Origin of the sequence: Thermodesulfovibrio yellowstonii DSM 11347 (assembly GCF_000020985.1) — a bacterium.
Taxonomy (GTDB): domain Bacteria; phylum Nitrospirota; class Thermodesulfovibrionia; order Thermodesulfovibrionales; family Thermodesulfovibrionaceae; genus Thermodesulfovibrio; species Thermodesulfovibrio yellowstonii.
Map to the genome: position 1 here is coordinate 1,226,647 of NC_011296.1, position 13,034 is coordinate 1,239,680.

The 13,034-nt window shown below is 32.5% G+C and carries 15 protein-coding genes and 2 tRNA genes; 11 read left to right on the forward strand and 6 right to left on the reverse strand.

Going from position 1 to position 13,034, the window contains the following annotated elements; genetic code table 11:
• Positions 1–45: 45 nt before the first annotated feature.
• The 4 genes from THEYE_RS06230 to THEYE_RS06245 are packed head-to-tail and all read left to right on the forward strand — an operon-like array spanning position 46 to position 3,280.
• A complete protein-coding gene (locus tag THEYE_RS06230) occupies positions 46–840 on the forward strand; it encodes an amidohydrolase family protein (RefSeq protein WP_012545351.1) in 795 nt (264 codons plus the stop codon).
• Entirely contained in the window at positions 831–1,628 is a 798-nt protein-coding gene (locus THEYE_RS06235; RefSeq protein WP_012546621.1) for a YihY/virulence factor BrkB family protein, read from the forward strand. Before THEYE_RS06230 ends, THEYE_RS06235 begins: the two co-directional genes overlap by 10 nt.
• Positions 1,625–2,389 (forward strand): bifunctional hydroxymethylpyrimidine kinase/phosphomethylpyrimidine kinase, encoded by a 765-nt coding sequence (gene thiD, locus THEYE_RS06240; RefSeq protein WP_012546315.1) that lies wholly within the window; start codon positions 1,625–1,627, stop codon positions 2,387–2,389. The genes THEYE_RS06235 and thiD overlap by 4 nt, the downstream gene beginning before the upstream one ends.
• 12 nt (positions 2,390–2,401) lie before the next feature.
• Entirely contained in the window at positions 2,402–3,280 is an 879-nt protein-coding gene (locus THEYE_RS06245) for a phosphoribosylaminoimidazolesuccinocarboxamide synthase (protein ID WP_012545457.1), read from the forward strand.
• Here the strand turns inward: THEYE_RS06245 and THEYE_RS06250 are convergent.
• From THEYE_RS06250 to THEYE_RS06265, 4 genes are all read right to left on the reverse strand, one after another.
• On the reverse strand, positions 3,261–4,103 hold the full coding sequence (locus THEYE_RS06250) for a deoxyribonuclease IV (protein ID WP_012544906.1): 843 nt from the start codon (positions 4,101–4,103) through the stop codon (positions 3,261–3,263). The genes THEYE_RS06245 and THEYE_RS06250 overlap by 20 nt on opposite strands.
• Before the next feature lie 165 nt (positions 4,104–4,268).
• Positions 4,269–4,341 (reverse strand) — tRNA-Cys (locus tag THEYE_RS06255).
• An 8-nt stretch (positions 4,342–4,349) separates the two neighbouring features.
• A tRNA-Gly gene (locus THEYE_RS06260) sits at positions 4,350–4,422 on the reverse strand.
• Position 4,423: 1 nt separating this feature from the next.
• Positions 4,424–4,687 (reverse strand): hypothetical protein, encoded by a 264-nt coding sequence (locus THEYE_RS06265; RefSeq protein ID WP_028842443.1) that lies wholly within the window; start codon positions 4,685–4,687, stop codon positions 4,424–4,426.
• A gap of 103 nt (positions 4,688–4,790) precedes the next feature.
• On the opposite strand from THEYE_RS06265, the gene THEYE_RS06270 reads away from it, so the two are divergent.
• Positions 4,791–5,564 (forward strand): vitamin K epoxide reductase family protein, encoded by a 774-nt coding sequence (locus THEYE_RS06270; RefSeq protein ID WP_012545025.1) that lies wholly within the window; start codon positions 4,791–4,793, stop codon positions 5,562–5,564.
• Here the strand turns inward: THEYE_RS06270 and THEYE_RS06275 are convergent.
• Both THEYE_RS06275 and THEYE_RS06280 read right to left on the reverse strand, forming a co-directional pair.
• Positions 5,536–6,294, reverse strand: a complete 759-nt coding sequence (locus THEYE_RS06275; RefSeq protein WP_012546323.1) for a DUF72 domain-containing protein — start codon at positions 6,292–6,294, stop codon at positions 5,536–5,538. The two genes, THEYE_RS06270 and THEYE_RS06275, sit on opposite strands and share 29 nt — an antisense overlap.
• On the reverse strand, positions 6,267–7,259 hold the full coding sequence (locus tag THEYE_RS06280) for a dTDP-glucose 4,6-dehydratase (RefSeq protein ID WP_012546066.1): 993 nt from the start codon (positions 7,257–7,259) through the stop codon (positions 6,267–6,269). Before THEYE_RS06280 ends, THEYE_RS06275 begins: the two co-directional genes overlap by 28 nt.
• 106 nt (positions 7,260–7,365) lie before the next feature.
• Here THEYE_RS06280 and THEYE_RS06285 point away from each other — a divergent pair, with 106 nt between their 5' ends.
• From THEYE_RS06285 to THEYE_RS06310, 6 genes are read left to right on the forward strand one after another with little or no spacing between them, the layout of a single operon-like run.
• Complete coding sequence (locus tag THEYE_RS06285; protein WP_012545694.1) at positions 7,366–7,614, forward strand: FmdB family zinc ribbon protein; 249 nt, start codon at positions 7,366–7,368, stop codon at positions 7,612–7,614.
• The gene (locus THEYE_RS06290) at positions 7,615–8,373 is read left to right on the forward strand and encodes a sugar phosphate isomerase/epimerase family protein (protein WP_012546451.1); all 759 of its coding nucleotides are present in this window, start codon (positions 7,615–7,617) and stop codon (positions 8,371–8,373) included.
• 51 nt (positions 8,374–8,424) lie between these two features.
• On the forward strand, positions 8,425–10,155 hold the full coding sequence (gene ilvB / locus THEYE_RS06295; protein WP_012545836.1) for a biosynthetic-type acetolactate synthase large subunit: 1,731 nt from the start codon (positions 8,425–8,427) through the stop codon (positions 10,153–10,155).
• 9 nt (positions 10,156–10,164) lie between these two features.
• Entirely contained in the window at positions 10,165–10,656 is a 492-nt protein-coding gene (gene ilvN / locus THEYE_RS06300; RefSeq protein WP_012545180.1) for an acetolactate synthase small subunit, read from the forward strand.
• 23 nt (positions 10,657–10,679) lie between these two features.
• Positions 10,680–11,921 carry a LeuA family protein gene (locus tag THEYE_RS06305; protein WP_012545541.1) on the forward strand — a complete coding sequence of 414 codons (1,242 nt, stop codon included), beginning with the start codon at positions 10,680–10,682 and terminating at the stop codon, positions 11,919–11,921.
• A 14-nt stretch (positions 11,922–11,935) separates the two neighbouring features.
• Positions 11,936–13,018 carry an isocitrate/isopropylmalate dehydrogenase family protein gene (locus THEYE_RS06310; protein ID WP_012546683.1) on the forward strand — a complete coding sequence of 361 codons (1,083 nt, stop codon included), beginning with the start codon at positions 11,936–11,938 and terminating at the stop codon, positions 13,016–13,018.
• The last annotated feature ends 16 nt before the right edge of the window (positions 13,019–13,034 follow it).

Below are 13,034 nucleotides of genomic sequence, written 5' to 3' on the forward strand. Positions count from 1 at the left end.
AACAATAATTGATAAATTGAAATTTTTATGGATAAAATATAATTTATGCAAATAATTGATTTTCATACTCATGCTTTCCCAGATGAAATTGCAGAAAGAGCAATAAAGAAACTGGAAGAAAAAAGTCAGGTCAAAGCTTGTCTTAATGGAACACTTGATAATCTCCTTCGTTCAATGGACAAAAGTCAGATTGCAAAGTCTGTATTATGCAATATTGCGACAAAACCAGAACAGTTTAACTCAATTATTAAATGGAGTGATAAAATCCGCTCTGAAAGAATTATTCCTTTACCATCAGTCCATCCTGATGATAAAGAGGCCAAAGAACATATTAAATTGATTAAAAAATCAGGTTTTTATGGGATAAAAATGCATCCATTCTATCAAGATTTTTCAATTGATGATGAAAAGATTTACCCAATATATGAAGCACTTATTGAAAATGATATGCTGATTGTTATGCACTGTGGCTATGATATAGCCTTCCCTGAGTGGGATATTGCTTCCCCCAAAAGAATAATAAATGTCATAAATAGGTTTCCAGAGCTCAAGTTTATTGCAACTCATCTTGGGGCATGGAAAGAGTGGGATAAGGTAGAACAATTAATGATCGGTAAAAATATTTTTATGGAAATATCTTTTTCATTTGGATGGATGCCCGATGAAAAAATTAAAGAACTAATTCTTAAACATCCATCAGACTATATTCTTTTTGGAACTGACTCTCCATGGGCAGACCAAGGCAAGGAAATAGAAAACCTTAAAAAACTTGGTCTTTCAGGAGATTTTATGGAAAAAATATTTCATCGTAATGCAGAAAAGTTGCTCCGATGCTCATAAAGCTTCCGAAGGCTTTTATTATAAGTTTAAAAGATTTTTATAATGATGAAGGAGTTTTTTTAAGCTCTTCACTTGCCTTTTTTTCAATTTTATCAATTATTCCCCTGAGCATGTTTATTGTTAACATTCTGATGAATATACTACAAGAAGAAAGAGTTGTAAAATTTGTATATTCAAAATTAATCACATTTTTTCCTGCAATAGAACTACATATGATTAAAGAACTCCGAAAAATTTTGGCATCAAAAGAAATAAGCAGTATTTCATTAATTCTTTATGGTGTCTTTTCTTTACAACTTTTTACAGCAATTGAATTTTCACTTAACAAAATTTTTAAAACTGCAAAAAAGAGACATTTTATAATGTCACTTCTGATGTCATTTTTTATAATTCTTCTTATAACATTTACAGTAGCAGCCTCATTTGCTTTTACCTATCTTATAAGAATTTTTCAACCCATGATATTTTCTGAACTAAGTATTCTATTAGGCTTTTTTCTGAAGTATCTTCTGCCTTTTGTATTGATGTTTGTTATTACAACCTTGCTTTATAAAATTTTACCAAACAAAAAAATTAAACTTAGTTCAATTTTAATAGGAGCTTTAATTACAACAGTACTAATTGAGATTGCCAAATATGTTTTTGCTTTTTATGTTGTCAAAATAATCAAAATAAATACTCTTTATGGTTCTTTATCAACCTTTCTTGCGCTTCTTATGTGGCTTTTTTATGGTTGGGCAGTTTTTATTTACGGAGCAGAATTAATAAAAAATATTGAAAAAAAATGAAAATAGCTTTAACTATAGGAGCCTCAGACCCAACATCTGGAGCAGGAATCCAGATGGATTTAAAAGTTTTTCATTCTTTAGAAGTCTATGGATTAAGTATTCTAACTGCTGTTACTGCTCAAAGTACAATAGAATTTTCCTCTGTTTTCCCTCTACCAGAAGAAATTATAAATAGTCAGTTTGAAACTCTCTTAAAAGATTTAAAACCTCATGGAACAAAAATAGGTATGATTTACAGTAAAGAGGCTTTTCAGTGTGTAATCAGCAATATTAAAAACTTAAATATAAAAAACCTTGTGATTGACCCTGTAATGACTTCTACATTAGGAGCTAAATTATTAGAAAATAATGCCCTAAAAACTCTAAAAGAAGAACTTATTCCTCTTTCAATGGCTGTTACAGCAAATATTCCTGAAGCAGAAGCACTCACAGAACTAAAGATTGAAAGAATTGAAGACTTATATGAAGCTTCAAAGCAACTCTATCAGATGGGAACAAAGTTTGCTATAATTAAAGGTGGACATTTTGAAAAAAAAGCAATTGATATACTTTATGATGGGAAAAATTTTTACAAAATAGATGGGAAAAAAATTCCTGGACAATTTCATGGAACAGGATGCGCTTTTTCATCAGCTTTTGTTTGTTTTTTATGTAAAGGATATAATCCATTGGAGGCATTTAAGGCATCTAAGGACTTTGTAAGAAAAGCAATTGAAAATTCTTTAAAATTAGGGCAAGGAATAAATCTATTAATAATTTAAGGGAGGAGACACGTGAAAAATGTGGTTCTTGAAACAAATCTTAAAGGAGTAAAACTCCTCAGAAGAGGTAAGGTCAGAGATATTTATGAAATTGAAGACTATTTACTCATTGTTGCAACAGATAGAGTTTCTGCTTTTGATGTTGTATTGCCAACAGGAATTCCTGAAAAAGGAAAAATACTAACTCAGATATCTTTATTCTGGTTTGATAAAGTAAAAGATATTGTTGAAAACCATCTTGTTTCAGCAAATGCAGACGAATTTCCTGAGCCTTTACCTGCTTATAAAGAAATTCTTGAAGGAAGAAGTATGCTTGTAAAAAAAGCTAAACCTCTTCCTGTTGAATGCATTGTTCGTGGATATCTAAGTGGTTCAGGATGGAAAGATTATCAAAAAACAGGAATGATTTGCGGAATAAAACTTCCTGAAGGACTTGTTGAATCTGCCAAACTGCCAGAACCTGTTTTCACCCCAAGCACAAAAGCAGAACAAGGACATGATATAAATATAAGTTTTGAAGAAACTATTCAAATTCTCGGAGAAGAAACTGCTCAAAAAGTTAAAGAGCTTTCATTATCTATTTACAAAAAAGCTGCTCAGATTGCTGAAAAAAAAGGTATTATAATTGCTGACACAAAAATGGAATTTGGATTTTACAATGGAAAACTTATTCTTATTGATGAGTTATTAACGCCGGATTCTTCTCGTTTCTGGTCATTAGAAAATTATAGGATAGGCTATCCTCAAGACAGCTATGATAAGCAGATTGTAAGAGATTATCTCCTTTCAATAAAATGGGATAAAAAACCACCAGCACCACAACTACCTGAAGATATAGTTAATAAAACTGCTGAAAGATATAAAGAAATCTTCAGGATTCTAACTTCTTAAGAATTTCTCTTACAGCAGTAAGATTTTTTATATCATCTTGAGGAGATTTTTTTGGGGTCTCAAGAATTAATGGGACATGGGATATCTCTTTTATTTTAAAAAAATTTTCAAATCCTTTAATGCCAATATTTCCTCTACCTATATGCTCATGTCTGTCTATTCCTGAGCCAACAGATGCCTTTGAATCATTTAAATGAATGAGTTTTATGAGATTAAAATCTCCAAAATTTTTAACTTCTTCAATAAATTCTGAAATTACCTTTTCATTAGAAATATCGTAACCCGCGGCAAACAAGTGACAGGTATCAATACAAACTCCACTAACATTTTCTGTATTAATATTTTTAAATGTGTCAAAAAGATCTGAAATTCTGGCAGTTATTTTGCTTTTTGCTGTATTTTCAATAAGAATTTTACATTTTTGAAGTTTTCCAATTTTACTGAAAGCTTCTCTGACTTTGTCAAAAATTTCTTCATTTTGCATTTCCCGATTATCCTTTAAGTGGATTACATAATAATCAGCACCAAGCAAATCTGACATTAAAACTTCTCTTTTAAGAAGATATTTTGAGGAGTTTATAGTTTTTGGATTAGATGAAATAAGATTTATTAGATAAGACGCATGAACAACAAAAGGACTGAGGTTGTTTTCCTGAATCTTTTTTTTAAATTTTTCAATAATCTCTTCTTCAAATTCAGGAATCTTCCATATTCTTGGACTATGAAGAAAAATTTGGAATGTTTCACATTGAAGATTTTTTGCCTCTTCAATTGCATTAAGAATACTTTCTTTTATTGAAGTATGAACACCTAATGGCCTCATTTTCCTCTCGGATTGAGTTTGATTTTTTTATTATTCTGAAAAGCGATGCGAAAAATTTGTTCATTTTTATTATGAATATATCGTTCTAAGATACTCAATTAACAGAAAGAATCTTTGAATTTTGATAAAAGTTAAGGGAGAAAATATCTATAAACCTATTACAAAAGGCGACGGCCGGATTCGAACCGGCGAATGGCGGTTTTGCAGACCGCTCCCTTAGCCACTTGGGTACGTCGCCAATAAAAAAGCGGGCGACGGGATTTGAACCCGCGACCCCAACCTTGGCAAGGTTGTGCTCTACCAGCTGAGCTACACCCGCATTAATTGATTCTTTTCTTAGGATCAAGTGAATCTACAACTTTCTCAAAGACCGCCAATTGCTCTTCCATATAATTTATTTTTAATTCTAACTCTTTTATCCTTCTATTTGCAAATTCCTCAAGTACCTCTGCCCTTTTTAATAAATTTTCACGCATTTCTTCAAAATCTTTTATTAGTTTATTAAATTTTTTTAATTGTCTTTTCTTTCTCCATTTTCTTAAAAATGACAACATGTAAAAAATTATCATAAAAGCTTTATACATGTCAATCTTTAGACCTTTTCTATTCAAGACAGATTGAGCTACATTAGAGATTTGGAATTTTCAACTCTTCAGAAAACAATTGAAGTGATGTTATATTAAATACATGTCTAAAATTAAGAAAATAAAGATAAGCTCTTTGTTTTATCTATCTGGTTTCTTATTTATATTAGCTGAAACCATTCTTCATATTTATGGGAAAAGTGTTTGCTCAACCGAAGGATGCAAAGTTGTAGAAAGCTTCGTCAAAGGTGGAAATCTTGTCCTTCTTATTGCAGGCTTAATTTTATTCGGAACACTGTTTTTTATTTCATTTCATAAATTTTCTGAATCATTAATTAGTTTTGTTGAAAAAGTTCATTCAGGCATTCTTATTATAGCTTTATCAATAGAAGGTTATTTATTAGGATTCCAGACTTTCATAATAAAAGAATTTTGTGTTTTTTGCTTTACTGTATTTGGAATCCTCTTTCTAAGTAGTTTATTTAGAATTTTTGAGAGGCGATTTGAAATAATTCTTGCATTTGCTGGTTTTATCTCTGTATTTTTCATGACTTATATTATAAATCCTGAAATTAATCAAATACCTTCTAACCAGTATGTCCTTGTTTACTCTAAAGGATGTCCTCACTGTGAGGAAGTAATTCAATTTTGCAAAAGTCATTCAATTTCAATTCAGACTGTTGAAGCAAAAAAACTTGCAGGTATTCTTAAGTCTTTGAAAATAGAACATGTTCCAATTTTAGTCTGTGATGAAGGTGAAACAAAAAAATTTATTATTGGTCAGGATAATATAAAAGAATATTTGCTCACAAAAGCTTCAACAACAAATACCGAACAAGGGGTTTGCCCTATTTTTGAGAAGGAGAAATGTCAGTGAGCAGTTCTTTAAGTTTTAATGCATTTTTTACAGCATATCCCATATAGTCGTTGTCAAAGTAAATATATGCAGGTTTATTCCATATTTTAAGTTTTTGAACCCATTCACTGAGTTCTTTATCTGTATACTCTGAAGCATAAAGCCTCTGTGAACCGTGAAGTCTCACATAAACAAAATCTGCTGTAATTACCTCGTAATAAGGAAATCTTCCAGCAGAGTCTGCTATGCAAAAAGCAATATTATTCAATTTCAGAATCTCAAAGAAAATATCATTAATGAATGTTTTATTCCTCGCTTCAACTGTATATCTATATGTTTTATCTAACATGGAAATAAAATTATCAACCACCACCTTGTCAAATTTTAGTCCTGGTGGAAGTTGAATTAGTATAACTCCGAGTTTTCCTTTCAAAGTTGAATACTTATTAATAAAATAATCAATTGTAGCTTTATCAATTTTGAGTTTCTTAAAATGTGTTATCTGTCTTGAAAGTTTTACTGAAAATAAAAAATCTTCTGGTGTTAGATTATACCATTTTTGAAATGTTGAAGGTTTTACATCTCTGTAAAAAGTTACATTTATTTCAACTGTAGAAAAATGTTTACAGTAATAAGAAAGCCACTCTGAATATTTTAATTTTTCAGGATAAAAAATACCTTTCCAATGCCCATACTGCCATCCAGATGTGCCAATATGATAATCTAATCCTCTTTGTATAGCCTGCTCCATAAGTCTTCATAATAAAACAACTTCTTAAAAAGCCACGTTCTATTATTCAAATTCCACTCTATTGTAGATTTTAAACCTGATTCAAATTTTGTTGTAGGTGACCAGCCTGTAGTACTTTTTATTTTTTCACTACTAATAGCAAACCTTTTTTCATGTCCCGGACGGTCAGAAACAAATTTTATCAGATTTTCAGGCTTGTCAAGAATTTTCAATATTTGTTTTACAATATCAATTACTTTAAATCTTTCTCCACTACCTACATTGTATACCTCACCCGGTTTTCCTTTCTCAAGAAGAGCAAAAACTGCTCTAATACAGTCGCACAAATAAAGCCATTCTCTTATTATGTCGCCTGTTCCATGAATTGGAATCATTTCATTTCGTAAAGCTTTCAGGATTGTCATTGGAATAAGTCTTTCAGGATTTTGCCAAGGTCCGTAAATACTGCATAACCTGACAGTAATAACAGGAAGCTTTAAAGCTCTCCAATAAACCTGCCCAAGCATATCAGCAGAAGCCTTGCTCACAGCATAGGGTGAGCGAGGATTTAAAGGACAGTCTTCGTCTCTTTCTCCCTCTTTAATATCTCCATATTCTTCATAAGATGTGATATTTATAAACTTTTCCACCCCAAGCTCCTTAGCAAGTTCAAGAAGATATATTGTTCCTATAATATTTGTTTCCATAAAAACGCTTGGTTCTATAACTGACCTATCTATGTTTGTTTCAGCTGCGAAATGTAACACAGCCTCTGGTTTTTGTTTTTCAAATATTTTTCTTAATTCTTCTTTATCAAGGATATCAACATTATAAAAATCCAGTCTGTCTTGAATTGGTTTAAGTCTTTCCATATCGCCTGCATATGTCAATTTATCAACAACTGTAACCTTCCAGCCTTTTCTTGCAGCTAATCTCACAAAATCACTTCCTATAAAACCGGCTCCACCTGTAACAAGAACTTTCATTTTTGAAGCCTCCTAAAAAATTTTTTACTTAATTATACCAAAAATAAAGAATGATGTTTTAAAATAAAATTTATTAATATATTTAGGTTAAGGGGGTGCATTAGAAATGCCAATTTATGAGTATGAATGTATGCAATGTCACAAAATTCACGAAGTTATTCAGAGATTCACTGAAGAACCCCTAAAAAACTGCCCTGTTTGTGGGGGAGAGGTTAAAAAACTTATCTCTCAGTCTTCCTTTATTTTAAAAGGCAGTGGTTGGTATGTAACTGACTATGCAAGAAAAAATAACTCAGGCAATAGTTCATCTAACTCAAACAAAACATCTAAAAAAGTAGAAGGAAAATCAACATAGATGGTAAAGTCTCATATCCATGTGCCATATGATAAAATCTATGACTATATAGATATTATTACAAGGGAGAGATTCAATCTTGAAATATATTTTAACTCTCAAACTCTTGATAATATCTCAAAAAAAGACATAGAAAAACTTAAGAAGGCTTTTTTCAATGAAACTTCCTTATCTTTTCATGCACCATTTATGGATTTATCCCCCGGTGCAATTGATTCAAGAGTAAGAGAAGTAACAATTGAAAGATTTAATCAAATTTTTGATATTGCTACTTTATTAAATCCCAAATCAATAGTTTTTCATTCAGGCTATGAAAAATGGAAATATGCTTTTAAAGTAGATATATGGCTTGAAGCAAGTCTTAAAACATGGGAAAGAATTTTGCCAAGAGCTGAGCAGTTGAAAATTAAAATCGCAATAGAAAATATTTTTGAGGAAGAACCTGAAAGTTTAAGAATGCTTGTAGAAAAAATTTCCTCTCCATATTTTGGAATATGTTTTGATACAGGGCATTTTAATCTTTTCTCAAAAAAGAGCATTGAAGAATGGATGTTCTGTCTGAATGATTATATTGTTGAAATTCACCTACATGACAATAATAAAAACTTTGATGAACATCTTGCTATAGGAAGCGGTTGTTTTGATTTTGAAAAATTTTTTGAATTATTTAAAAATAAAAATTGTATCTATACAATTGAGGCTCATTCACCTGAAAACGTATTTAAAAGCCTAAAAATGTTGGACAAATTGATTAAATAAAAATTATTATGGTATTTTATTGTTTAAAATTTATAATATAAGGGTATAGCCATGGCAAAGATGAAAGGTGCGGAAATTTTGATTGAATGTTTAAAAAGGGAGGGGGTAAAACATATTTTCGGATACCCCGGTGGAGTAATTCTTGACATTTTTGACCTTCTTTATGATGACCCAGATATAAAACTAATTCTCACCAGACATGAACAAGGAGCAACGCATGCAGCTGATGGATATGCAAGGGTCAGTGGCAAACCAGGTGTTGTTCTTGTAACAAGCGGACCTGGTGCAACAAATACTGTAACAGGAATCGCAAATGCATATATGGATTCTGTTCCACTGGTTGTCTTTACAGGACAGGTTCCAACATTTCTTATTGGAAATGATGCTTTCCAAGAGGCAGATATAGTAGGAATTACAAGACCATGCACTAAATATAACATTCTTGTTAAAGATGTTAAAGACTTAGCAAAACAAGTAAGAGAAGCTTTTTATATTGCAACTACTGGTAGACCAGGACCTGTTCTTATAGACCTTCCAAAGGATGTTACACAGGGAAAAACAGAGTTCATTTGGCCTGAAAAAATTCATATAAGAAGCTATAATCCTACTTATGAAGGCAATGTTTATATGATAAAAAAAGCAGCACAGGAAATAGCAAAAGCAAAAAAACCTGTTATTATTGCTGGTGGTGGTTGCATTATCTCCAATGCTCATGAATATTTAAAAGAACTTGCAGAGTTTACACAGATTCCTGTTGCAAATACTCTCATGGGATTGGGAAGTTTTCCAGGCACACATGAACTTTCACTTGGAATGCTCGGTATGCATGGAACATACTATGCAAATATGGCAGTTCAAAATTCAGATTTGATAGTTGCAATTGGAATGAGATTTGATGACAGAGTTACAGGCAAAACAGATGCTTTTGCACCTAATGCTAAAATTATTCATATTGATATTGACCCTACGTCTATTCGTAAAAATGTGAGAGTAGATATCCCTATAGTTGGTGATGTAAGTAGAGTTTTACAGGTCTTAAATAAAATCTTAAAAGAAGAAGTTAAACCTCAATGGAAAGAAATAAGACAAGCATGGCTAAAACAGATAAATCAGTGGAAAAAAGAAAGACCTTTAACTTATGAATTTGACGAAGCAGTAATCAAGCCGCAATATGTTATTGAAAAAATATATGAAGTTACAAAAGGTGATGCTATTATTACAACAGAAGTTGGGCAAAATCAAATGTGGGCAGCACAGTTTTATAAATTTGACAAACCCCGCAGATTAGTAACATCAGGAGGGCTTGGGACAATGGGTTATGGATTTCCTGCTGCAATTGGTGCTCAGCTTGCTTTTCCTGACATGACTGTTATTGATATTGCAGGAGATGGAAGTATTCAAATGAACATACAAGAACTCGCTACTGCTGTGATTTATAATCTGCCAGTAAAGGTTGCTATAATTAACAACAGTTATCTTGGAATGGTAAGGCAGTGGCAGGAAATCTTTTATGGGGAAAGATATTCACATACTTACTTAAGCACTGCTCCTGATTTTGTAAAAGTTGCAGAATCTTACGGAGCAGTTGGGTTAAGAGCTACAAAACCGAGTGAAGTTGAACCAGTTATAAAGGAGGCTCTATCAATAAGAAAACCAGTATTTATGGATTTCGTTGTTGACTGGAAAGAAAAAGTCTATCCCATGGTTCCACCAGGAGCTCCTATTGACCAGATGATTTTTGAAGAGAAGAAAAAAGAGCGTAAACTCAAAGCAGTGAAATAGGAGGCAACTGTGAGACATACAATCTCTGTGCTTGTAGAAAATAAATTCGGTGTTTTAGCAAGAATAGCAGGTTTATTCAGTGGTAGAGGCTATAACATAGAAAGTCTATCAGTTGGTGAAACCATAGACCCTAATATTTCAATAATGACAATTGTTACAACAGGCGATGACAGAGTTATTGAACAAATTACAAAGCAACTCAATAGATTGGTTGATGTAATTAAAGTTGTTGATTTAACTGAAATAGACCATGTGGAAAGAGAAATGGTATTAATTAAGGTTGCACCAAGAAAAGAAAATAGATTGGAGCTATTGAAAACAGTAGAAATATTCAGAGGTAGAGTAGTTGATTCAGGTCCAACAACTTATACAATAGAAGTTACAGGAGATGAGAAAAAAATTCAGGCTTTTATTGAACTAATGAAGCCTTTGGGAATAAAAGAGTTCGTTAGAACAGGCAAAGTAGCTATTCCACGAGAAATATCTCAAAAAAAACAATAAAAAATTATTCGTAGGAGGAATAAATGATAACTAAAGGTAAAGTATATCTTATTGATGTAACAAATAGAGATGGCGTTCAGACTTCAAGAATATTACTTCCAAAGCTTTCAAAAACTCTACTCAATCTATACCTTGATGAAATGGGAGTGTATCAAAGTGAAATTGGTTTCCCAACATTAAAGCACGAAGTTAATTACATCAATGCTAATTTAGAACTTGTTGAACTTGGTGCATTCAAAAGAATTCATCTTGAAGGATGGGCAAGAGCAATTCCTGAGGATGTTGAACTGGCTTTTAAAAATTGTCCAAAAATAAAACATCTTAATCTTTCAGTTTCTACATCTGAGATAATGATACAGGGGAAATTTCAGGGAAGAAAAACATGGGATGACATTGTAAAAGGAATGTATAATGCTGTAAAACTTGCCAAAGAACTGGGAGCGGAAACAGTTGGATTTAATGCAGAAGATGCTTCTCGCACAGAATTAAGCAGATTAATTGAATTTATTTTAGCAGGAAAAGAAGCAGGGGGAGATAGATTCCGCTACTGTGATACACTTGGCTGTGAAGACCCGATTACCATTTATGAAAGAATCCATACTCTTGCGCTGGCAACAAGATTTCCGATTGAAATGCATTGCCATAATGACCTTGGAATGGCAGAAGCAGTTTCTGTTGCAGGAGCACAGGGAACAATAGAAGCAGGAGTTGACAGTTATATAAATACAACAGTTAATGGATATGGTGAAAGAGCAGGAAATGCTGATTTGGTTTCAACAATTCTGGCATTAAAATTTTCTCATGGTTTAAAAGAAAAATGCCCTCTTGACGAACATGTTAATCTAAAAATGGCATGGAAAATAGCAAAATATGCATCATATGCTTTCAATATTCCTATTCCTATAAATCAACCAGGTGTTGGTGCAAATGCTTTTGCTCATGAATCGGGAATTCATGCTGATGGGGTTCTTAAAGACAGAGCTAACTATGAGCTTTATTCTCCTGAAGATGTAGGACGTGGTGAGCCTGAACTTCTTGAGACAGGCAGAATTATAACAACAGGAGAATATGGTGGAATTAAAGGCTTCAGATATGTATACAGCAAACTTGGAATAGAATTTCACGATGATAATGAAGCAAGAAATATACTTGAGCTTGTTCAGTATGCTAACCTTCACACTCAGAAGCCTCTTACCGATGACGAATTAAAATTCATTGCAACCTATCCTGACATTGTCAGGCAGATTCTAACAGTAACACCCTAAGGAGGACATAACTAATGTATAATATTACCCTAATTCCTGGAGACGGAATAGGTCCTGAAATTTCAGAAGCAATGAAAAAAGTTGTTGAAGCCACAGGAGTTCAAATTCAATGGGAAATTCAAAACGCAGGTGAAGAGGTATATTTAAAAGAAGGTAATCCTCTCCCTGAAAGAGTTATTGAATCAATAAAAAAAAATAAAATTGCTATAAAAGGACCTGTAACAACTCCTGTTGGAACAGGGTTCAGAAGTGTTAATGTATCATTAAGACAGGCTCTGGATCTTTATGCATGTGTCAGACCATGTAAGAGCTTTAAAGGTGCAAGAACATTATATGATAATATTGATTTAGTCATTGTAAGGGAAAACACAGAAGATCTATATGCAGGCATAGAGTTCAAAAAGAACGAGCCTGAAACACTTGATTTAATTAGATTTATTGAAGAAAAATCAGGCAAAAAAATTAGAGAGGATTCAGGAATAAGTATTAAGCCAATTTCAGTTTTTGGAAGCGAAAGGATTGTCAGATTCGCTTTTGAGTATGCAAGAAAAAATGGCAGAAAAAAAGTTACAGCAGTTCATAAGGCAAACATTATGAAACACAGTGATGGACTTTTCCTTGAAGTTGCAAGACAAGTTGCCACACATTATCCTGATATTGAGTTTGAAGACAAAATTGTTGACAATATGTGTATGCAGCTTGTTCAGAAGCCTGAATTATATGATGTTTTAGTTTTGCCAAATCTTTATGGAGATATCATCAGTGACCTTGCAGCAGGACTTATTGGTGGACTCGGATTGGCACCGGGTGCAAATATAGGAGATGAATATGCAGTTTTTGAACCAACTCATGGAAGCGCTCCAAAATATAAGGGATTGAATAAAGTAAATCCTTTTGCAATAATATTAAGTGCAGTAATGATGCTAAAACATGTAGGAGAAGAAAAAGCTGCAAATAAAATAGAAAAGGCAGTAGCTGAAATAATAGAAGAAGGTAAATTTGTTACCTATGATATGAAATCACCTGATAACCCGGTTCCCCCTGTTGGAACACAAGAGGTGGCAGAGGCATTGGTAAAAAAGATAAAAAGTTATTAAAATGTTTAGTGTGCAA

Coding starts and splice junctions, on each gene's coding strand:
- THEYE_RS06230 (WP_012545351.1), top strand. CDS start 46: ATGCAAATAATTGATTTTCATACTCATGCTTTCCCAGATGAAATTGCA.
- THEYE_RS06235 (WP_012546621.1), top strand. CDS start 831: ATGCTCATAAAGCTTCCGAAGGCTTTTATTATAAGTTTAAAAGATTTT.
- thiD (WP_012546315.1), top strand. CDS start 1,625: ATGAAAATAGCTTTAACTATAGGAGCCTCAGACCCAACATCTGGAGCA.
- THEYE_RS06250 (WP_012544906.1), bottom strand. CDS start 4,103: ATGAGGCCATTAGGTGTTCATACTTCAATAAAAGAAAGTATTCTTAAT.
- THEYE_RS06265 (WP_028842443.1), bottom strand. CDS start 4,687: ATGTATAAAGCTTTTATGATAATTTTTTACATGTTGTCATTTTTAAGA.
- THEYE_RS06270 (WP_012545025.1), top strand. CDS start 4,791: ATGTCTAAAATTAAGAAAATAAAGATAAGCTCTTTGTTTTATCTATCT.
- THEYE_RS06275 (WP_012546323.1), bottom strand. CDS start 6,294: ATGGAGCAGGCTATACAAAGAGGATTAGATTATCATATTGGCACATCT.
- THEYE_RS06280 (WP_012546066.1), bottom strand. CDS start 7,259: ATGAAAGTTCTTGTTACAGGTGGAGCCGGTTTTATAGGAAGTGATTTT.
- THEYE_RS06285 (WP_012545694.1), top strand. CDS start 7,366: ATGCCAATTTATGAGTATGAATGTATGCAATGTCACAAAATTCACGAA.
- THEYE_RS06290 (WP_012546451.1), top strand. CDS start 7,615: ATGGTAAAGTCTCATATCCATGTGCCATATGATAAAATCTATGACTAT.
- ilvB (WP_012545836.1), top strand. CDS start 8,425: ATGGCAAAGATGAAAGGTGCGGAAATTTTGATTGAATGTTTAAAAAGG.
- THEYE_RS06305 (WP_012545541.1), top strand. CDS start 10,680: ATGATAACTAAAGGTAAAGTATATCTTATTGATGTAACAAATAGAGAT.
- THEYE_RS06310 (WP_012546683.1), top strand. CDS start 11,936: ATGTATAATATTACCCTAATTCCTGGAGACGGAATAGGTCCTGAAATT.